This is a genomic window from Marivirga sericea (assembly GCF_900177665.1).
GTDB classification, from domain to species: Bacteria; Bacteroidota; Bacteroidia; order Cytophagales; family Cyclobacteriaceae; genus Marivirga; species Marivirga sericea.
Genome location: NZ_FXAW01000006.1, coordinates 227650 through 248080, shown reverse-complemented (window position 1 = coordinate 248080; position 20431 = coordinate 227650). Strand labels below are relative to the sequence as shown.

Annotated in this window: 20 protein-coding genes; 15 read left to right on the top strand and 5 right to left on the bottom strand. The window is 36.1% G+C overall.

Annotated features, from left to right (window positions below; genetic code table 11):
* Positions 1-2 precede the first annotated feature (2 nt).
* Both B9Y84_RS14740 and B9Y84_RS14735 read right to left on the bottom strand, forming a co-directional pair.
* On the bottom strand, positions 3-1229 hold the full coding sequence (locus tag B9Y84_RS14740) for a Glu/Leu/Phe/Val dehydrogenase dimerization domain-containing protein (RefSeq protein WP_085518159.1): 1227 nt from the start codon (positions 1227-1229) through the stop codon (positions 3-5).
* Between the two features lie 86 nt (positions 1230-1315).
* On the bottom strand, positions 1316-2398 hold the full coding sequence (locus B9Y84_RS14735; protein ID WP_085518158.1) for an anhydro-N-acetylmuramic acid kinase: 1083 nt from the start codon (positions 2396-2398) through the stop codon (positions 1316-1318).
* 29 nt (positions 2399-2427) lie between these two features.
* Between B9Y84_RS14735 and B9Y84_RS14730 the strand changes: the two genes are divergently transcribed.
* The 14 genes from B9Y84_RS14730 to B9Y84_RS14665 all read left to right on the top strand — a co-directional run bounded on the left by B9Y84_RS14730 (position 2428) and on the right by B9Y84_RS14665 (position 15158).
* Positions 2428-3144, top strand: a complete 717-nt coding sequence (locus B9Y84_RS14730) for a type III pantothenate kinase (RefSeq protein ID WP_085518157.1) — start codon at positions 2428-2430, stop codon at positions 3142-3144.
* Complete coding sequence (locus B9Y84_RS14725; protein ID WP_085518156.1) at positions 3131-4426, top strand: BamG family beta-barrel-assembly machinery protein; 1296 nt, start codon at positions 3131-3133, stop codon at positions 4424-4426. Before B9Y84_RS14730 ends, B9Y84_RS14725 begins: the two co-directional genes overlap by 14 nt.
* Positions 4427-4438: 12 nt before the next feature.
* Positions 4439-5743: a tetratricopeptide repeat protein gene (locus tag B9Y84_RS14720; protein ID WP_085518155.1), complete on the top strand. Its 1305-nt coding sequence runs from the start codon at positions 4439-4441 to the stop codon at positions 5741-5743.
* A 68-nt stretch (positions 5744-5811) separates the two neighbouring features.
* Entirely contained in the window at positions 5812-6465 is a 654-nt protein-coding gene (gene lptC / locus B9Y84_RS14715; RefSeq protein WP_085518154.1) for an LPS export ABC transporter periplasmic protein LptC, read from the top strand.
* Between the two features lie 211 nt (positions 6466-6676).
* Positions 6677-7951: a hemolysin family protein gene (locus tag B9Y84_RS14710; RefSeq protein ID WP_085518153.1), complete on the top strand. Its 1275-nt coding sequence runs from the start codon at positions 6677-6679 to the stop codon at positions 7949-7951.
* Positions 7952-8028: 77 nt separating this feature from the next.
* Entirely contained in the window at positions 8029-10140 is a 2112-nt protein-coding gene (locus tag B9Y84_RS14705; protein ID WP_085518152.1) for a peptidylprolyl isomerase, read from the top strand.
* A gap of 69 nt (positions 10141-10209) precedes the next feature.
* A complete protein-coding gene (locus B9Y84_RS14700; protein ID WP_085518151.1) occupies positions 10210-10476 on the top strand; it encodes a DUF493 domain-containing protein in 267 nt (88 codons plus the stop codon).
* A 57-nt stretch (positions 10477-10533) separates the two neighbouring features.
* On the top strand, positions 10534-10764 hold the full coding sequence (locus tag B9Y84_RS14695) for a 4a-hydroxytetrahydrobiopterin dehydratase (protein WP_085518150.1): 231 nt from the start codon (positions 10534-10536) through the stop codon (positions 10762-10764).
* A 19-nt stretch (positions 10765-10783) separates the two neighbouring features.
* Complete coding sequence (gene rsmI, locus B9Y84_RS14690; protein WP_085518149.1) at positions 10784-11467, top strand: 16S rRNA (cytidine(1402)-2'-O)-methyltransferase; 684 nt, start codon at positions 10784-10786, stop codon at positions 11465-11467.
* Positions 11464-12627 (top strand): lipoprotein N-acyltransferase Lnb domain-containing protein, encoded by a 1164-nt coding sequence (locus tag B9Y84_RS14685; RefSeq protein WP_085518148.1) that lies wholly within the window; start codon positions 11464-11466, stop codon positions 12625-12627. Before rsmI ends, B9Y84_RS14685 begins: the two co-directional genes overlap by 4 nt.
* 93 nt (positions 12628-12720) lie before the next feature.
* On the top strand, positions 12721-13521 hold the full coding sequence (locus B9Y84_RS14680) for an inositol monophosphatase family protein (protein ID WP_085518147.1): 801 nt from the start codon (positions 12721-12723) through the stop codon (positions 13519-13521).
* The gene (locus B9Y84_RS14675) at positions 13503-14003 is read left to right on the top strand and encodes a hypothetical protein (RefSeq protein ID WP_085518146.1); all 501 of its coding nucleotides are present in this window, start codon (positions 13503-13505) and stop codon (positions 14001-14003) included. Before B9Y84_RS14680 ends, B9Y84_RS14675 begins: the two co-directional genes overlap by 19 nt.
* A 44-nt stretch (positions 14004-14047) precedes the next feature.
* Positions 14048-14557 carry a hypothetical protein gene (locus tag B9Y84_RS14670; protein WP_085518145.1) on the top strand — a complete coding sequence of 170 codons (510 nt, stop codon included), beginning with the start codon at positions 14048-14050 and terminating at the stop codon, positions 14555-14557.
* A gap of 103 nt (positions 14558-14660) precedes the next feature.
* Positions 14661-15158, top strand: coding sequence for a hypothetical protein (locus B9Y84_RS14665; protein ID WP_085518144.1), 498 nt, complete (start codon positions 14661-14663; stop codon positions 15156-15158).
* A 32-nt stretch (positions 15159-15190) separates the two neighbouring features.
* On the opposite strand, the gene B9Y84_RS20435 is transcribed toward B9Y84_RS14665, so the two are convergent.
* Together B9Y84_RS20435 and B9Y84_RS14660 are read right to left on the bottom strand one after the other, a co-directional pair.
* Positions 15191-15391, bottom strand: a complete 201-nt coding sequence (locus B9Y84_RS20435; RefSeq protein ID WP_139828051.1) for a hypothetical protein — start codon at positions 15389-15391, stop codon at positions 15191-15193.
* A gap of 7 nt (positions 15392-15398) precedes the next feature.
* Entirely contained in the window at positions 15399-16865 is a 1467-nt protein-coding gene (locus B9Y84_RS14660; protein WP_085518143.1) for a M28 family peptidase, read from the bottom strand.
* A gap of 137 nt (positions 16866-17002) precedes the next feature.
* Here B9Y84_RS14660 and gcvP point away from each other — a divergent pair, with 137 nt between their 5' ends.
* Positions 17003-19915, top strand: coding sequence for an aminomethyl-transferring glycine dehydrogenase (gcvP, locus tag B9Y84_RS14655; RefSeq protein WP_085518142.1), 2913 nt, complete (start codon positions 17003-17005; stop codon positions 19913-19915).
* A 110-nt stretch (positions 19916-20025) separates the two neighbouring features.
* Here gcvP and B9Y84_RS14650 read toward each other — a convergent pair whose 3' ends face one another.
* Positions 20026-20418, bottom strand: coding sequence for a T9SS type A sorting domain-containing protein (locus B9Y84_RS14650; RefSeq protein ID WP_085518141.1), 393 nt, complete (start codon positions 20416-20418; stop codon positions 20026-20028).
* Between the last annotated feature and the right edge of the window lie 13 nt (positions 20419-20431).

Genomic DNA, 20431 nt, shown 5'->3' with positions numbered 1-20431 from the left:
TGTTAAATTAATTGACTTAATGCGATTTCAAAAGAAGTCTTTGAAATACTAACCTTAGAGTTACTAGCCTCAAAAGTTTTACGGAGCGCCCTTTCAATTGTTCTGGAAGTGTCTTCAAAAATGGCTTCATCCGTAATTTCTGCATTTGTGGTCATAAGGTAAGCAAAGACCCTAGCCATTCCGCAATTAGCAATAAAGTCAGGAACAACAGCCACTCTGCTGTCTGCATAATCGGCTATCGGGCCAAAAAATATTTCTTTATCAGCAAATGGAACGTTCGCACCTGCCGCTATTACTTCTAACTTTGAATCAATCATTTCTTCCACATGTTGCTTAGTGATCAATCTTGAAGCAGCGGCAGGAATAAAGACTTCTGCTTCCAAAGCCCATATCTTTTCGTTGATTTCGTCAAAAGGAATTAAGTTATCAGCAGTCAGTTCATTCCCTTTCCTGTTCAAGAATAAATGTGTAATCTCTTCCAACGAAAATCCATTTTCGTTGATTAACCCTCCATTTCTATCAATAATTCCTACAATATTAACTCCTGCTTGCGCCAAGAAGAAGGCTGCGGAAGCACCAACGTTTCCCCATCCCTGGATGATGGCCCTTTTCTTATGTAATTTACCACCCCAAATGTGATAGTAATGCTCAACTGATTTTGCTACTCCGAAACCCGTAACCATATCAGCTACTGTGTATTTTCTTCTTACATCTGGGCTGTAAGTAGGAGCTTCAATTACTTTAATAACACCTTGGCGTAATTGGCCAAGTTTCTTGATTTTTTCAGGTTCAGTAGCATTATAGTGTCCATTTACCACCCCCTCTTGCGGATGCCATAAACCATATTCTTCAGTAATTGGAATGACTTCATGGATTTCATCTACATTTAAATCTCCGCCTGTCCCGTAATAATTTTTTAATAAAGGAAATACAGCTTTATACCATCTTTCCAATACACCTTTCTTTCTTGGATCATTCGGATCAAAATTGATTCCCGACTTTGCTCCTCCAATTTCAGGACCTGAAACAGTGAACTTTACTTCCATTGTTTTTGCTAAGGATTCCACCTCGCGTTTGTCCAAGCCAGGCCTCATTCGGGTTCCTCCGCCAGCAGCTCCTCCTCTCAGTGAATTGATGACCACCCAACCTTCGGCTTCCGTTTCAGAATCCTTCCATTCAAATACCACTTCAGGTCGTTTATTCTCAAATTTCTCTAAGAGTTCCTTCATATTTTTTGATTTAGTCGTTTATTAAAAAGTCTTGATGAAAAAAATTCACCGATGTTTCCAAAACGCCAAAACTACAAAAATTAAATTCAAATGTTGCCTAGCTTTTGACCAGATACACTATTAGCATGAGCACCGGTAACTGATGCCCAGGTATTCCATTCATTTCTGACATTTAAAACTCCTAAGAAAGCAAAAATTAGAGCTTCTTTAAAATCTACAATCTTTCGTTCAGCAACTACAATCTCATAATTCTTACTCAGCTTTGATTCTATTTTCTCTACTAAATACGAATTCAGAGCTCCTCCGCCTGTTAACAAAATTTTACCGCCCTTCTTTGCTGAAACTACAGCATTGCAAATTTGAGTGGCGATATGACTTACTGCAGTTTTCAGCATGTCACCAGCACTATATCTGCTTTCATCAATTTTGGAGAGGATTTCAGGTTCAATCATCTCAATGCCGAGGCTCTTTGGGGGGGTCTTATTGAGGTAATGAAAGTTGTTCCACTCTTTCAAAAGCTCTGGAATTTCCTTCCCTGATTTAGCCAATAAACCATGCTCGTCATATTCAAAACCCTTTAGTTTTGCTAAACTGTTTAAGAGAATATTACAAGCACATATATCATAGGCTAATCTTTTATTATTTTGATCTGCATAAGATACATTTGCTATACCGCCCAAATTGATGCAAAAATCATAATTCGGAAATAATAATGCATCGCCAATAGGTACAAGTGGTGCTCCTTGTCCTCCTCTTGCCATGTCTAGGGTCCTGAAATCCGAAATCACAGGACATTCTGCAAACGCATGAATAAAGTTAGGATTACCAATTTGAAGGCTTAGTTGATTTTCAGGCATATGGAAGACAGTATGACCGTGAGAAGCAATGAAATCAACTTTCAATTTATGATCCTTAATAAACTCCTTTCCAACCTCTCCCATCCACTTCCCTAATTCTAAATCTAAAAGATGAAGTTCTAAGCCACTTAGCTCTTTAGATTTGCTTAATTTTGATTTTAGTTCAACGGGATAGGTTCTGGTCATACAATTTAGCACTTCCCAATCCCATTTTTGATCCTGTAAAAGTTCAAACCTGCAAAACGCTATATCCAATCCATCTAAGGAGGTTCCTGACATTAAGCCAATCGCATTGTAAATATGATTTTGCATAAATTTATTTAATTTTGAGAAAAGGAAATATGAACTTAGTCATAGATGTAGGCAATACTAAAACTAAAATCGGATTTTTTAAGGAAGACCGAATAGAAATTACCAAAACTTTTGAATCATTTACTGATCTGAATCGGTACTTGGCTACGAAAGAACTGAGTTCCGTGGTGGTTTCGAGTGTGAATCTTCAATATGAAGATATTTTGAATCGGTTACCGAATCTGGATAATCCATTATTATTGAGTTCTACAACCCCATTGCCTTTTGAAAATCGATATAAATCAGCAACCATTGGTTTAGATAGATTAGCAGCGGTGGCGGGTGCTCAGAGCTTATATTCTAGCGAAAACATGTTGATAATTGACTTGGGTACTTGCATAACTTACGAGTTTCTGGAAGGCGGAAGAACTTATCACGGAGGCGCCATTTCCCCAGGTTTATATATGAGATTTAAGAGTATGCATAATTTTACTGCGCGTTTGCCGTTGGTAGAACCTGAAACAATAGCTAATTATATAGCAGATAATACTCAAGACGCTATGCAAAGCGGTGTTGTTTTCGGAATTCAGGCAGAGATAGAGGCTTATATTCAAGAAGTTAAAAGGAAATATTCACCGCTCACGACATTAATTACCGGTGGAGATGCAAAATTCTTTGAATCTAAAATAAAAGCCCCCATCTTTGCAATCCCTGAATTAGTTTTAATGGGTTTAAATGCAATTTTAAGATATAATGCGTCACTTTAAGACCGGCTTATTTGCCAGTATTCTTTCCATATTATTTATTTCCTCATCCTTCTCGCAAGAGATGTCTTCCCCATATTCAGCTTATGGAATAGGGATTTTATCTGAAAAAGGGTATGTGTCTAACAACGGGATGGGAAATGCAGGAATAGCTTACCAAAGCCCGTGGTTCATCCCAGTTCTAAACCCTGCTTTATTGGGTGGCCAACGGTTTACTTCATTTGAAGCAGGCCTAAGCGTTTCTCAAAATAACATTAGTGATGAAGTAACTCGTTTTACACAAATCAATGGTGGATTAAAATATGCAGCATTAGCATTCCCTATAGTTCCCGGTAAATATGGTATTTCCGTTGCTTTGAGGCCGCTTTCTTCAAAAAAATATGATATTTCGAGAGGAAGTTCAACCCAAATAATGGATCCTCAAGCTGCTACATCCAAATTTGAAGGAGAGGGGACCATTTCGCAATTTAGTTTAGCCAATGGTTGGAACATCACAAAAAACATTGCTGTTGGTGTGGAAGCTAATTACAATTTTGGCAATCTTACTGACCGAACTATTTATGAAGACATCATCAATGAAGGGGATACTATAGAGATACCTTATTTGATTTCAGCCCAGTATACTGACAATTTCTCTGATTTTTCATTTGTGTTTGGAACAAATTTCACTAAAAAACTAGGAGAAAATTTCTTGTCTTTAGGAGTAACTTATGATCTTCAGGCAAACTTAAGCACCACAAGGAATTCATTTTTACAGCTTTTAAGTGCAGCAGAGACCCCATTACGAGCCGAAGCTACTGATAATTCATTTTTAGAGTCTGATAGAGAAGGAACTACTGTGGTTCCTCAAAAAATAAGTGCAGGTTTGAGCTATATGAAACAGAATGCTTGGGCAATATTGGCAGATTTCTCCTACCAAGATTGGTCTGCTTACAATAGCTTTGGAGTATCTGACAATAATTTTGGGGAGCAACTGAAATTAAATGTTGGAGGGGAATTCACACCCAATGCGGCATCAGGGACAAAATATTTTGAAAGAGTGACTTACAGGGCAGGACTTAACATTTCTAATGGTCCGCTTGTTATAAATAGTAACTCGATAAATTCGTTTGGCATAACTTTTGGTACTTCCCTACCTATAAGTAATATATCAAATGTTAATTTAGCGTTTGAAGTAGGTCAAAGAGGAACTTTACTAGATAATTTAGTACAAGAAAATTACTTAAATTTTAATTTGAGTTTTACTTTTAACGATAGATGGTTTTTACGAAGACAGTTTGATTAAATATTAAAAAAGATGAAGAGAATTCTATTAACACTAGCATTATTAATAGGTCTACAAGCAACTATGCTTGGTCAAGATGGATGGAACTGGCCAGAAGACCCAGATATGAAATCAAAGGCGATGGAGAAAAATGCGCTTTATTCAGATATGCTTACAGCTGAAAAATATGAAGCTGCAAAGCCACCATTAGATTGGTTACTGAAAGAAACTCCGGACCTTAATCCTTCCATTTATATTCAGGGTGTAAAAGTCTATGAAAATCTGGCAGAGACCACTACGGGTCAAGCACAAAAAAATATGCAAGACTCCGTTGTCCTTTTGTATGACTTGAGGATGAAGTATTTCAATGATGTTGAGAATGTAACCAACAGGAAGGCAAATGATGCATATAATGTGTGGAAAGAAAGAAAAGACAAGTACAAAGAGCTGTATGAGATAGAAAAGGAAGCTATCGAAATGCTTGGTGCTAAGAGCTTTTCATCCAACACTATTTATTATATGGATGCAGCAAGAAGGTATAAACTAACTGGAGGTCCGCTTACTGATTTGGATATAATTGCTATCTATGATCAAGTCCAAGATATTTTGGATGAAATGCAAGCCAGTGGTGAAAGTGCGCAAAAAATTCAAAAAGCTAGAGATTACATTGAAAAATTATTCAATGCTTCAGTAACGATTGATTGTAATGTTATCGATCAGCAATTTTACCCGAAATTTATAGAAGACGGCAAACAATTAGAAGACGCTGAAAGAATTGTGAAATTTGCTTTAGCGGGAGGTTGCACAAGTTCTGATTCATTCATTGATGCAGCTAAAGTAGTACAAAAAAATACTCCTGAGTTTGGATTATCAAGATTGATAGCCTTAAAGTCTAAATCTAATGGAAATTTGGATGAAGCTAATAAATATTTTCAGGAGGCTTTAAAATATACAGAGGACAATATTAAGAAAGCCGATGTTTACATTGAGTTAACTGACATTGCTTCGAAACAAGGTAATAAAGCGCAGGCGAGAACATATGCCTATAACGCTTTAGATGCAGATCCTTCCAGAAAAGAGGCGTATACTTTGATAGGAGATTTGTATCTTAAAAGTTATCCTGACTGCAAAGGAGGCGAGGATGTTGTAAAGGACAGAGCAGTTTACATTGCGGCTTATGAGATGTACCAAAAAGGAGGCGATGCCAATAGAATGGGTGTGGCTAAAGAGCAATTCCCTTCTAACGAAGATATCTTCAACTATGACTATGAAGTGGGTGATGAGGTAAAAGTTGGCTGTTGGATAGGTGAAACAGTTCAGGTGCGAATAAGAGACTAAATTTTAAATACTGATATCAAAAGCGGTCTAGAATTCAATATCTTGACCGCTTTTTTTATTTTTGTAATATGAAACATTTTCTAAACTTCGTATTTATTCTCTTCATAGTAGCCTGTTCTTCAGGACTAGAGGAAAATAAGACTTTTGAGAAGTATACTGGACCCATTATGGAAGCAGATACGGTTAAAATTCTTTATTCCGATTCTGCGAAGGTTAGAGTAATTGTGAATGCTTCTAAGCAATATGAATTTGAAAATGGCGATAGAGAATTTCCCAATGATATTTTCATTGAATTCTACGAGCCAGATGGAACAATGTCTTCTACATTGGAGGCAAATTCAGCTTATTTCACTAAAGAAACTAATGTTTATAAAGCGGAAGGGAATGTGGAAGTGATTGGATATATTGATCCTAAGAAGCTAAATTCAGAGGAACTGTATTGGGAGCCAACAAAAGAAGAAATATATACTGACACCTTTGTAAGAATACAATCTGAAGATCAAATCTCCACTGGAACGGGGCTTAGAGCAAAACAGGATTTTTCAAGTTACAGAATACTCAAACCAAGTGGTACAATCTATTTGGATGAAAAGGAAACTACTGATAAGAGTGAAAAACCTTCACCAGCCCTGAAAAATCGTGAGAAACCTAAACCATCTCCCGTTAAAAAGAAGTCAATTAAAAAGACCGTAAAAATACCTAATGAGCCCCAAGAACAGTAAAAGAAAGCTAAAAAACACCAAGCCAAACCAACCCAAAACTAATTTCATTATTATTGGATTAGCTTTCGCTTTATTTATTATTGGTATTCACCAATCCATGACGGTAGGCTTTGAATATTCGTATTGGATTTTTATGTTGTCCATAAGTCTGTTACTTTTACATAGATACCTAAGACAGAAAAACAAAACGGAGGATAGTTCAAAATAGAAGATGGATAGCAGTTACTTAATATATATTATCGTTTCTCTACTCTTTTCTGCTTTTTTTTCAGGAACCGAAATTGCGTTTATATCCTCTAATAAGTTGCATATAGAACTGCAAAGTCAGCAAGGTATCATATCAGGTAAGATCCTTTCTAAATTTTTAGAGAGGCCTTCCTCTTTTATTGGGACAATGCTGATTGGAAATACCATTTCATTAGTGGTTTATGGCATCTATATGGCTAAAATGATAGAACCTCTTTTGATCTCCAATCTTCCTCTTTTCTTCCAAAATGACGTGTTTATTTTATTAGCGCAAACATTTATTGCGACCATTTTTGTATTGTTCGTTGCTGAATTCACACCCAAAAGTATATTTTTACTGAACCCAAACGGTTTATTATCCTTTTTTGCTGTACCCCTTTGGCTTATTTACTATATCACTTATCCCATCGTTTTTTTTATAGTGAGCCTCTCAAAAGTTTTTATTAAATACGTATTACGCTTGAACTACGAAGAAGACAAGCCTGTTTTTGGCTTAACTGATTTAGATCATTTCGTCAAAAATACAGTCCAACTTGATCATCAAGAAAGTAAAGTAGAGTTGGATAAAAAGATTTTTAACAATGCTTTGGAGTTCAAAACCATAAAGGTAAGGGAGTGCATGATTCCTCGAACCGAGGTGATTGCCGTAGATATTGAAGACACGATTGAGGAACTTAAGGATGCGTTTAACGACAGTGGGCATTCTAAAGTATTGATATATAAGGATACAATTGATGATGTAATAGGCTATTGTCATTCCCTCGCACTCTTTAAAAAGCCTATAACCATTAAGGAAATTTTAACTCCTATTATAATAGTGCCGGAGACCATGCCTGCAAATGAGTTGATGATACAATTTATTCAAGAACACAAAAGCTTGGCTTTAGTAGTCGATGAATTCGGGGGTACATCAGGAATTGTGAGCTTAGAAGATATTATAGAGGAAATATTTGGAGAAATTCAGGATGAGCATGATGATGAAGATTTGGTGGAAGAAAGAGTAGCTTCTGATACCTTTATATTCAGTGCAAGACTTGAAATTGATTACATTAACGACAAGTATTACTTAAACTTACCTGAGGGAGATTACGACACTTTGGGAGGTTTTATTTTGTCAATTACAGAAAACTTTCCACAACTAAAAGAAGAAGTGAGTAGTCCTCCTTTCCGTTTTGTAATAGAAAGTATGGAAGAAAATAGAATTAATCTAGTCAAACTAATTATCACTAACGAAAATTAAGCTAAAAGTAATAAATGGAATCACTTTGATATTAATCATTTATACTATTATTTTGCGAATCTTTGAAATAAACAAACATGGGAGTATTTAATACATTAAGAGTAAAAATGGGGTCGGTATTGATCGCCCTAATTGGATTATCCATTTTAGCTTTCTTGCTAACTGATTTGCTTGGGCCAGACTCAATGCTTCTAGGTGGCGGAAGATCAAATGATGTTGGTGAAATAGCTGGAGAAACAATCAACCTGCCTGAGTATCAGCGTAAAGTTGAAGAATTTAAAAATAATTTCAGAGCAGGAAATGGTAGAGCTCCTTCCGATCAAGAAATGTCTTCTATCCGTCAACAAGCTTGGGATTTTCTGATCATTGAAAAAGCATTTCAAGATCAGTACGATGAATTGGGCCTTGAAGTAACTAATCAAGAATTAGTCGATATGGTGCAGGGTGATAATATAAGCCCAATTGTACGACAAAATTTTACAAATCCTGAAACGGGGGAATTCAATAAAGAGCAGGTTGTTAATATCATTCGAAATATTGCTCAGGCTCCAGCAGAACAACAAGCACAATGGTATTCATTTGAATCATCTTTGGTGCCTGCAAGAGCAAGGACTAAGTACGATGAGCTATTAGCCAGCTCTACATACATTACTACTGCAGAAGCGCAAAGAGCATATCAAAAAGAGAACGAATCTGCGGAAGTTGAGTATTTATATATTCCATATTACTCAGTAAAAGATTCATTGGTTAATCCTTCTGATTCAGAATTAAGAAGTTACTATAATGAAAACAAGGAGAAATATGACACGGATGCGACAAGAACAATAAGTTATGTAGCATTTGAGTTACTACCTTCAGGAGAAGACTCTACTCTCATTAGAGAAGAAATAGAGGAATTGAAAGCAGAGTTTCAGAAAGTAGATGATGATTCAGCTTTTGCTCGTTTAAACTCAGACAGAAGTAATGCTTACAGAACCTACCCGATTGCCCAGCTGCCTAAAATATTGGCTTCCAACACTAATATATTAAAAGAAGGTGATGTGATTGGTCCGTACATTGAAGAAGGAGCCTATATTCTTTATAAAACCTCAGAAATTTATGATGATACTGTTTCATCAGTGAAAGCAAGTCATATTTTGATTGAAGCGGAAGACGATAGTGACGAAGCTGATGCAAATGCTAAAAAGGAAGCGCAAGAAGTTTTACAGAAGGCAAGAAGTGGGCAGGATTTTGCTGAGCTTGCAAAAGAGTACAGTAATGGACCTTCTGCTACAAGAGGTGGTGATTTAGGTTGGTTCAAAGAAGGTCAGATGGTCGATGAGTTCAATGAAGCCGTTTTTGCCAAATCAGGTACTGGTGTCATAAACAATGTGATAAAAACACAATATGGCTATCATGTAATTAAAGTAACAGAAGAAAAAACAGCGAAAACATATAAAATCGCTACTATCTACAGAGATATAATCCCAACAGAATCAACTAGAGATAATTTATACAGAAAGGCTGATTTATTTGCTGCTTCAAATAATAATTATACAGAGTTTACAGCCGCTGCGAATGAAAGCAGCTATAATGTGAGAAGTTCTGGCAAGATGTCCGCTAATCAAAGAACGATTGGAACACTAGGCTCTGCCAGACCAATAGTTAGATGGGCGTTTACGGATGCTTCAATGGGTAAAGTTTCGGAAGTTTTTGAAACAGATTCACATTTCGTAGTTGCGGTTTTAACTAATGAAACTGAAAAGGGAACTGCTGATTTTGATGAAGTGAAGGCACTGGTTTCTAGAGCATTAAAAGAGGAAATGAAAGGCAAAGTAATCAAAGATAAATTAGCAGATTTATCAGGAAGTTTAAATGAGATTGCAAGTGCCTATGGCAAAGATGCGAACGTATTCTCGACTACTGATGTCAAGATATCTACCAGTTCATTAGCAAATGTTGGACAAGCTCCTGAAGTATTAGGAACTATATTCGGAATAGAATTGAATACTCAATCGCAACCTTTAAAGGCAAATAATGGTATAGTAATCGTGAGTGTTCGTAGTAGAACTCCAGCGCCAGAAGTTGCTGATTACAACTCTTATAAGAATCAATTAGCACAAAGTAGAAGCAACAATGTTTCTTTTGAAATTAAATCGGCAATTGAAGAAAAAGCAGATATAGTTGATGAGCGATATAAGTTCTATTAATTTATTATATACTTAATGTGTTAAGGGGGCTTTTAGCCCCTTTTTTTGTGAAAAGAAAAAAATGACAAGATGAGTACGGAAAAAGACATAGCGTCTTTCAGAGAAAAACTGGAAGCGGTTTCAGAATGGCCTAGCCTTTATATGTTTAAGTTTATTGTTGAAGCAGAAAAGCAAGACCAGATCAAAGTGATCTTCGAAAACCATGAAGTAATTGTTAAACCCTCAAGCAAAGGGAAATACGTAAGCTTGACTATTAAAATGTTAGCCAATTCAGCTGAGCAGATTATTGAAAAGTATTTAGAAACGAATAAGGTCAAAGGAGTAATAGCATTGTAGGCCCTGAAATGTAACAAATCAGATTCAGAGCGGTTAAAAACATAAAAGGAAAATATTATGTGGAAAGAAGAAAACAATACGCTAAAAAGAACATTTGAATTTAAAGATTTTACTGAGGCTTTCGGTTTTATGGCACAAGTAGCTATAATCGCTGAAAAAATGGGCCATCATCCTAACTGGTCAAATGTCTATAATAAAGTCAGTTTTGAATTGACCACTCATGATGAAGGCAACACCATCACAGAAAAAGATAGAAAGCTGGCAGAGGAAATTGGTAAATTAGTATAATAAATCTTTATTTTTGGGGATGGAGCAATCAGTTACTCAACTTTACTTGGTGCCCACCCCCATTGGCAATTTAGAGGACATGACCTATAGATCGGTTAATGTCCTTAATAGTGTAGATATAATTTTAGCAGAGGACACTAGAACCTCTGGAAAGCTATTAAAGCATTATGATATTAAAAAGCCTCTCCAAAGTTTTCATATTCATAATGAACATAAAAAAGTAGAGCACGTAATTGAGGCTTTAAAAGCTGGAAAAGTAATCGCATTGATATCCGATGCTGGAACACCCGGAATATCTGATCCGGGTTTTTTATTGGCTAGAGAAGCCCTTAAACATAACATAAAATTAGAATCACTTCCTGGTGCTACTGCTTTAATACCAGCTCTAATCAAATCTGGCTTTCCCAATGACCGCTTTATATTTGAAGGCTTTTTACCTCACAAGAAAGGCCGAAAAACCAGAATAGAAAATTTGAAGGAAGAAGAGCGAACGATCATCTTTTATGAATCGCCTCATCGATTGTTGAAAACACTGAACCAACTGGCAGAAGTGATGGGCGAAGACCGATTGGCTTCTGTTTCCAGAGAGCTTACTAAGTTGTTTGAGGAAACGATCACTGATACGCTCAAGGAATTAATAGAACATTTCGAAAAAACACCTCCAAAAGGTGAAATAGTATTGATATTAAATGCTAAATCATGATTAAAAAGCTACTATTAGGATTATTATTATTTGTTTTCTTTGAAGCTTCAGCGCAAAAGTCGTTGTCAGAAAAGGCTGAAATGAGTTTGATAACTGTTGCGCCTGGAGATGAACTTTACTCAGGCTTTGGTCATTCCGCATTATGGGTTGAAGACCAAAGTAAAGGACTAAGTGTCGTATTTAATTACGGTACTTTTGATTTTGAAACGCCTGGGTTCTATATGAAGTTTGTGAGAGGAAAGCTCGACTATATGCTTTCAGCAGGTAGACTTTCCTATCTAGTCAATTCGGCCAAAGCGGAAAAAAGGACTGTCATTCAACAGAAATTGCAGTTAACCCTTGAGCAGAAAAACCAAATTTACGATTTCCTAATAAACAATATAAAACCAGAAAATAGATTCTACCAATATGACTTTTTCTTTGATAACTGCTCCACTCGTTTTCGTGATTTATTAGAAGACGTTCTAGGAGAAGGACTAGTATGGGAAAAGAAAGCTGAAGGATATACTTTTAGAGAATTTTTGGATATTTACTTAGAAGATAAACCTTGGCAAGATTTCGGGATTGACCTTGCCTTAGGCCAACCCACAGATGACTTGGCAGATAAAAGAAATGAAATGTTTCTTCCTGACTTATTAATGATGCATTTTGACAAGGCTACCTATAACGGAAAACCCATTGTTGAGGATAAAATTATATTGTATGAAGCAGAAGAAAATGAAGAAACCGCTGGCTTTCAAATTCTCCCTGAGTACATCACTTGGTTTCTTTGTCTTTTTGGTATTTTTTTAAGTGTAAGGCATCATAAATCTAAATTAAGTGATGTTTGGTTCAATCGATTACTATTTTTGATTACAGGACTGGTAGGTTGCCTCATATTCTTTTTATGGTTTCTATCCGATCACGTAGTGACAGTTAATAACTGGAATATAATCTGGGCATTTCCTTTAAATTTAATTCTGGCCTTTCTACTTTTCAAAAAGCCTGCTAAAAAATGGCATACAGTTTTTTATGCCGTTTTCGGTATTATACAATTTATGCTATTAGGTTTCTTTTATACCCTACCCCAAGCCATGCATGCAGCCGTTTTACCCATTGTTTTATATTTCGCATTTAAATCCTTCAATCTTTTATATAGGACTAAAAAAATGAATGTTTAATGGTTTATAACCCGCCCTTTTTATTTGAGGAGACAAAGTGTGCAGAATACATTTTCTAGCACACAGAACATATTTAAGACAAAACTTAAACTGATGAAATTAAATATAATCCACCAAGAAGCCATCAAATTAGTCAAGGAAGTAGGCGAATTTATAAAGGAAGAATCTAAGAGCTTCACTACTGCAAAAGTAGAACATAAAGGCTTTAATGATTTAGTAAGCTATGTAGATAAAGAAGCAGAGAAGCGTCTAGTTGAAGGTCTAGGAGATATTTTACCTGAGTCAGGCTTCATAGCTGAAGAAGGCACTTCAAACAAAAAAGGTGAAGTCTATAACTGGATAATCGATCCTTTGGACGGTACCACTAATTTTGTCCATGGTCTACCGATTTACTCCATAAGTGTAGCGCTACAAGAAGACGATAAGATAGTTTCAGGCATAGTATTGGAGATCAACCGAGACGAATGTTTTGAAGCAGTGAAAGGCTCTCCAGCTCAATTAAATGGTACTCCAATCTCTGTTTCAAAGGGGGTTGATCTAGCACAAAGTTTGATAGCTACTGGTTTTCCCTACAATGATTTTGACAAAATGGACGATTATTTATCTATTTTAAAACATCTAATGCAAAACAGCCATGGATTGAGAAGGTTTGGCAGCGCTGCTGTTGATTTATCTTACGTTGCTTGCGGCAGATATGAAGGCTACTTTGAATATAACCTTAATGCTTGGGATGTAGCTGCAGGAGCGTTTATAGTGCAGCAAGCAGGGGGTAAAGTAAGCCGATTTAACGGGGATAACGATTTTATTTTTGGTAGAGAAATACTATCTTGTTCAGCAGATATTTATGAAGAATTATTAACCATCCTCCAGAACCAATGGAAACACAGTCAATAGAACAGAGTCAAAGAATCAATTTAGGAGCAGGAAACGTTAAATTTTCTGAAAGCACCATCAGGAAATCTAATTATTTCTTAGGTGCCTTGTTTATGATTATGGCACTTCTTTATCTATTCAGAGATAGCATCGGTGTTTTTGAGAAAATAGGAATGAGCGGACTATATTTTTCTACGGGCTTTTTATTCTTATTTAAAGCCCAAATAGAATTATCTCAAACGTCAAAATACGCTCCACATTTTGTAATTTCTGAACATGGGCTTAAAATTAAAACAGGAGTGTTCAAAAAATCGAACTTTATTAACTGGAATAATATCAGGAAGATAGAGTTAGGTTACTATAAAATTGGGATTAAGGACAAAGGAGAGATGCAATATTTTACTTACCAGACCAGAAAAGAAACTTCTATTGAATTAAAAAGATTAATTGAGGCTATTGCAGCTCAAAAAGGGGTAGAAGTTGAAAACCTATTAAAGAAATAGTCGCTAAGTCCTCAGCTTGATCAAATTTTAACCATAAAACACCTATGAAAACAGAGTCAATAGAACAAAGCCAACGATTTACTTTGGGATCAGGAGACATTAGTATGTCCGAAAAAACTGCTAGAAAATTAAACTGCATAGCAGGGGGATTAATGATGATATCTTCATTGTACTATATCATTAGCTTCATATTTGAAGGAGCTGATTCTAATTACAAAATCATTTCGGGCGTTTCATTTTTCTTATCTGCCAGTATATTTTTGTTCAGAGCGCAGATTGAATTATCCACCACCTCAAAATATGCTCCCCATTTTCTTATTTCGAAAAACGGCCTTAAAATAAAAACATCCGTTTTTGGACAATCCGAATTCATCAGCTGGGAAAATGTTAAAAAAATAGAGTTGGGTTACTATTTGATCGGAATCAAAGATAAAATGGGATTACAATATTATCGCTACAATACTCGAAAGGAAATATCGATAAAGATCAAAAGAGCTATTAAAGATGTAGTAGAACAAAAAGGAATTGAAGTAGAGAATCTATTGAAAAGATAAATCTGCCTCCTTTTAAAATACTTATATTCTTGCTAATGCATCAATAACTAAATTCGTATGATAAGGGCTATTATCTTTAATCGAAAACAAATCATGAAAGGAAATGGAACAAATCCAAAGAATTAATTTGGGTCCAACTGATTTGAGCACTGGAGGAACTAGTGCAAAAAGGTTAACTTATGTTGCAAGTGCGCTTTTTATGCTTGGTGCAGTATTTAATCTAATTGATTACTATATAGAAGGAACTGAATTAGCCAGACATCTCTTAATCAGCGCAACACATTTATTAGCAGCAATTTTGTTCTTTTTCAAAAACAGGTTTGAACTGTCCTCAACATCAAAATACGCGCCTCATTTAATGGTTTACGGAGAGGGACTTGGAATCAAAACAACTGTTTTTAGTAAAGCTGAGTTCTTTACGTGGGATGAGATAGTACAAATAGAATTGGGTAGCACAAAGATTGGAGTAAAAATGAAAGAGTCACAACGCTTAATTTACTACAAACACCAAATGCAAAAAAAATCTGCTTTAGAGCAGACAAAAAGAACCATTGAGGCGGTAACTGCTTCAAAAGGAATAGAAGTTAAAAAGATAAGCTGACCCAATTCAAATCAGCTTATCTTTTCAAAGTTTTACCCACCAACACAATTCCAATCTTGCCCATATTGGTTTCCAGTCTTTTCTAGATCGTCCTCATGTTGCTGAACTTCATCAGGCGACCCACAAAAATCTTCTTCAATGCCAGTATTGGCTTCAGTACACACCACGCAAACTTCCACAAGCCCGCATGCTGAAATCATTAAAATCATTAAAAGGGTTGATAGTTTTTTCATATTATTCTTATTTATCCGATTCCTCGGTTTCTTCTACTTCATCAATAGCCAAACGATTATCTCTATTGGCTATTTCCCAAGCAGTGTAAAAAACTAAATCAGTTCTTTTCTTTAAGACATCAAATTCAATCTTTTCCACTGTATCTGTATGCTGATGATAATCAGGATGAGTCCCATTAAAGTAAAATATGATGGGAACACCATTTTTCGCAAAATTCCAATGATCAGAACGATAATAAATTCTATCTGGATGATCTTCTGCATTGTAAGTATAGTCAAGTTCCAGTTTAGTATAATTCTCGTTCATTGCCTCGCTGATTTCGTGCAATTCGGTTGAAATCCTGTTAGAGCCTATTAAATAAACAAATTCTCTGTTGTCCATGTGAGCAGAATCTACTCTCCCGATCATATCTATATTAAGATTAGTGACAGTATTTTCTAAAGGAAATACTGGATTGTCAGCGTAATGAGCGGAACCTAGTAGCCCTTTTTCTTCACCAGTTACTGGCATAAACAGTATGCTTCTTTTTGGACCTTTACCATCTTTTTTTGCTTTTACAAAAGCCTCCGCTATTTCTAGTACTGCCGTAGTGCCTGAAGCGTCATCGTCTGCGCCATTGTATACTTTTCCGTCTTGCACTCCCACATGGTCATAATGAGCTGTTAAAATTACGAGTTCATCTTTTTTGTCTGTACCTTCCAAATAACCCAATACATTCTCTGTTTCCATTATTTCTGTATTGATCTCTGCAAAAAGCTCGGCTGTTGCCTTATCACCTATAGTCAATTCTGAAAGAGGCTTTCCAAATATTTCTTCTGCTAGTTCCTGATACAGTACCACGCTGGCTAATCCGTCTTTTGAAGGTTCTGTTCTAGATAAAGAACCATGTGTAGCATAGTATTGACCGTACCTTAATACCATATTCATTCTACCACTGTCTTCAGCAAAAACAAGCGCTCCCTTTGCGCCCATATCTTCTAGCACTTTTAATGTGGGTGTAAATTGACCTTCTGCTTTAAAGGCTAAAAATTTGCCTTCTGCATCAATCGCCTTCAAATCTTCCTCCTGCGCTTTGTTTACATAAACAATCTCAATGTCGGCTTTTTCAAAAGGAACATTTGCCCAATAGACCATTTGATCAAGATTTTTGACTGTCTTCTCATTCACGACCATTTCTGCATCTCCTCGGTAAGTCTGATATAAATTAAACTTCTGGAAATACGAGCCATCAACAGGAGCTTGGAGTCCCAATGATTCAAAATGATTTTTAATATATTCAGCGGCCATTTTCTGACCCTTTTTTCCAGTTTCTCTTCCTTCTAGAGAATCAGAAGCTAATAATGTTAAATGACGTGTTAAGTCATCATCAGTAATAGTACTTGCATACTTTCTTGCTTGCTTTTCCATTACTTGAGCTGATAGTAAGCTAACAGCTAGAAAACTCATAAACAGAGTTGAGAAAAATGTCTTCATAATTAAAGGTTTAAAGTAAATTTATTTAATTTTTTTACTGTTATGTGAACAAAATTCCTAAATAATATATTGTACTTTTGTGGCACGAAACAGTCCATGAATATTTAAAATATTTATTAAAGATACTTTCTAATATTATGAAATTAAACCCTTTGTACCAAGAAAGATTTGATGTGAGGCATAATGCACCGGATAATCAGCAAATATCAGAGATGCTGAAAACGGTAAAGGCCGATTCTTTAGAGCATTTAATCGATGAGACCATCCCGAAAGCCATTCAATTGAAGAAGGATTTGAACCTCCCAGAGGAACAAACCGAATTTGAATTCTTAGAATCTTTTAGAGATATGGCTGATAAAAATCAGATTTTCAGATCTTACATAGGATTAGGTTATTATAACACGCATACCCCTGGTGTTATTCAAAGAAATATATTAGAAAATCCAGGATGGTATACTGCTTACACCCCCTATCAGGCGGAGATTGCTCAAGGAAGATTAGAAGCTCTAGTTAATTTCCAAACCATGGTAATTGATCTAACCGGAATGGAAATCGCAAACGCTTCATTATTGGATGAGGGTACTGCTGCAGCCGAGGCCATGAGCATGTTTTTTGGGTTAAGAAAGGGTAAAAAGAAGTCAGCGAAGGTTTTCTTTGTAGATGAAAATACATTCCCACAAACAATTGACATCCTTAAAACAAGAGCAAATCCATTAGGCATTGAATTGCGTTTTGCAGATTTGACAATGTTAGACGTCAACGATCCTGAGATATTCGGATTTTACGCTCAGCAAATTAACCTTAAAGGCGAAGTATTAGATCTTAAACCATACATCGAAGCAGCGGCAGAAAATGATGTCTATTCTACTATTGGGGCAGACTTACTATCATTAGCATTATTGACCCCTCCAGGTGAAATGGGAGCTGATTGCGTGGTAGGAACTTCTCAAAGGTTCGGAATCCCATTAGGTTATGGCGGTCCCCATGCAGCTTATTTTGCAACTAGAGATAAATATAAAAGACAAATACCGGGCAGAATTATTGGAGTGTCGGTTGATAAAGAAGGTAATAAAGCTTATCGTATGGCGCTCCAAACTCGAGAGCAGCATATCAAGAAAGAAAAAGCAACTTCAAATATTTGTACAGCGCAGGTTCTACTGGCTATTATGTCTGGCATGTTTGCAGTCTACCACGGTCCTGTAGGATTGAAGAAGATTGCGATACGTACACATTCATTGACTAAGTTATTAGCAAATGGCTTGACAGTCCTAGGCTATGAAGTAACCAATAAAAATTTCTTTGATACCATTACAATTCAATTGGAATCAGAAAAACTTCGCGAGAAGCTTCACTCATTATTATACGAAAGAAAAATCAACTTAAATTTAAGTGGTACGCATACAGTTTCAATTTCTTTGAATGAAACTACACGAATTCATGACATAAAAGAGTTGATTGAGATATTCGCTTTGGTTGTTGATGAAGATGCGAACAAATATAATGTTGACGAAAAAGTTGACGATCTGAATTTAGATTGGCCTAAACAACTTATTCGTGAAAGTAGATTCATGGAGCACCCTGTTTTTAACCAATTCCATGCTGAACATGAGATGTTGCGATACATCAAAAGATTGGAAAATAAAGATTTATCGTTAGTACATTCTATGATTTCTTTAGGTTCATGTACCATGAAATTGAATGCAACGGCAGAAATGATTCCTGTAACTTGGCCTAAATTAGCTCATATTCATCCTTATGCACCAAAAGAACAAGCCTTAGGATATAGAGAGATGTTTATTAAGTTAGAAAATATGCTAACTGAAATTACAGGTTTTGCTGCAACTTCTTTACAGCCAAATTCTGGAGCTCAAGGAGAGTATGCCGGTTTAATGGTGATAAGAGCTTACCATCAAAGCAGAGGAGATGATCATAGAAATGTAACGATCGTTCCATCTTCTGCACATGGTACTAACCCAGCAAGTGCGGTGATGGCTGGAATGAAAGTAGTAATCACTAAGTGTGATGATAAAGGAAATATTGACTTAGATGATTTAAGAGCTAAAGCAGAAGAGTATAAAAATAATTTAGCAGCTCTAATGGTTACATATCCATCTACACATGGTGTTTTTGAAGAAAGTATTCAAGAGATTTGCCAAATTATTCATGATAATGGTGGTCAAGTCTACATGGATGGAGCTAATATGAATGCTCAAGTTGGATTAACATCTCCCGCGAATATTGGAGCTGATGTTTGTCACCTCAATCTTCATAAGACATTCTGTATCCCACACGGTGGCGGTGGCCCTGGAATGGGACCAATTTGCGTAGCAGAGCATTTAGAAGACTTCTTACCTGGTAACCCTTTAGTACCAACGGGTGGAAATCAAGCTATTTCTGCAATTTCAGCCGCACCATGGGGAAGCGCAAGCATTTTAGCTATTAGTTACGCATATATTTGCATGATGGGTGCCAAAGGATTAAAAGCGGCTACTCAAATTGCTATATTGAATGCAAATTATATTAAAGAAACTTTAGCTGGTCATTATCCAGTGCTTTACACTAACCAGAAAGGCAGAGCTGCTCACGAGATGATCATTGACTGTAGAGGCTTTAAAGATTTTGGAATTGAAGCGGAAGATATTTCTAAACGATTGATGGACTATGGTTATCACTCTCCAACTTTATCATTTCCTGTTCCTGGAACTATGATGATAGAGCCTACGGAAAGTGAAAGCAAAATGGAATTAGATAAATTTTGCACAGCTATGATCTCCATTAGAAAGGAAATTCAAGAAGTTGCCGATGGAAAAGCCGATGCAGAACAAAATGTGCTGAAGAATGCTCCTCATACTATGTCAGTAGCTTTAGCTGAAAAATGGGAGCTACCTTATTCTAGAGAAAAAGCAGTGTTCCCATTAGAATCGATCCGCCACAACAAATTCTGGCCTAGCGTTAGCAGAATTGATAGTGCTTATGGTGATAGAAACTTAATGTGCAGCTGTATTCCGGTATCAGAATATGAAGATAAACCAGAAGAAGCCTTAGCTTAATTCGGTATAATATTTAGAATAGAAAGCCTTTCAAATATGCATTTTGAGAGGCTTTTTTATTTCATCGTTTGAGACGAATGACTAGCTTTACAATAGCAGTGCAGTAATAGCTACTCTACAATAATGGATTTGGTCTTATTGTATTGAGAACTACCTGCCTCAATTATGAAGAATTTTGGGTTGTAATAACTTAGGTCGTATTCCTTAGTGAATAATCCTGATTTTGAGACTGTTTCTTGTTTAATCAAATTACCAATTAAATCATAGATCTTAATTTTGATGGCTTTTTCGTTTTCTGTATAGAAGCTAATTGTAAACTTACCGGTCTCTGTTTTTTTCAATTTAAAATCGAACTCAGGATTCACTAATAATTTTTTGGGGTACTTAACTCGTCCATCATCATCAACACCTTCTATCTTAACGCTATCTTGAGAGTTTTCCTGCGCATAGGAATATGATAGCGTAAAGCAAAAAAAGGAAAGAACAAGTAAAACTCTAATCATATTTACAGGCGGT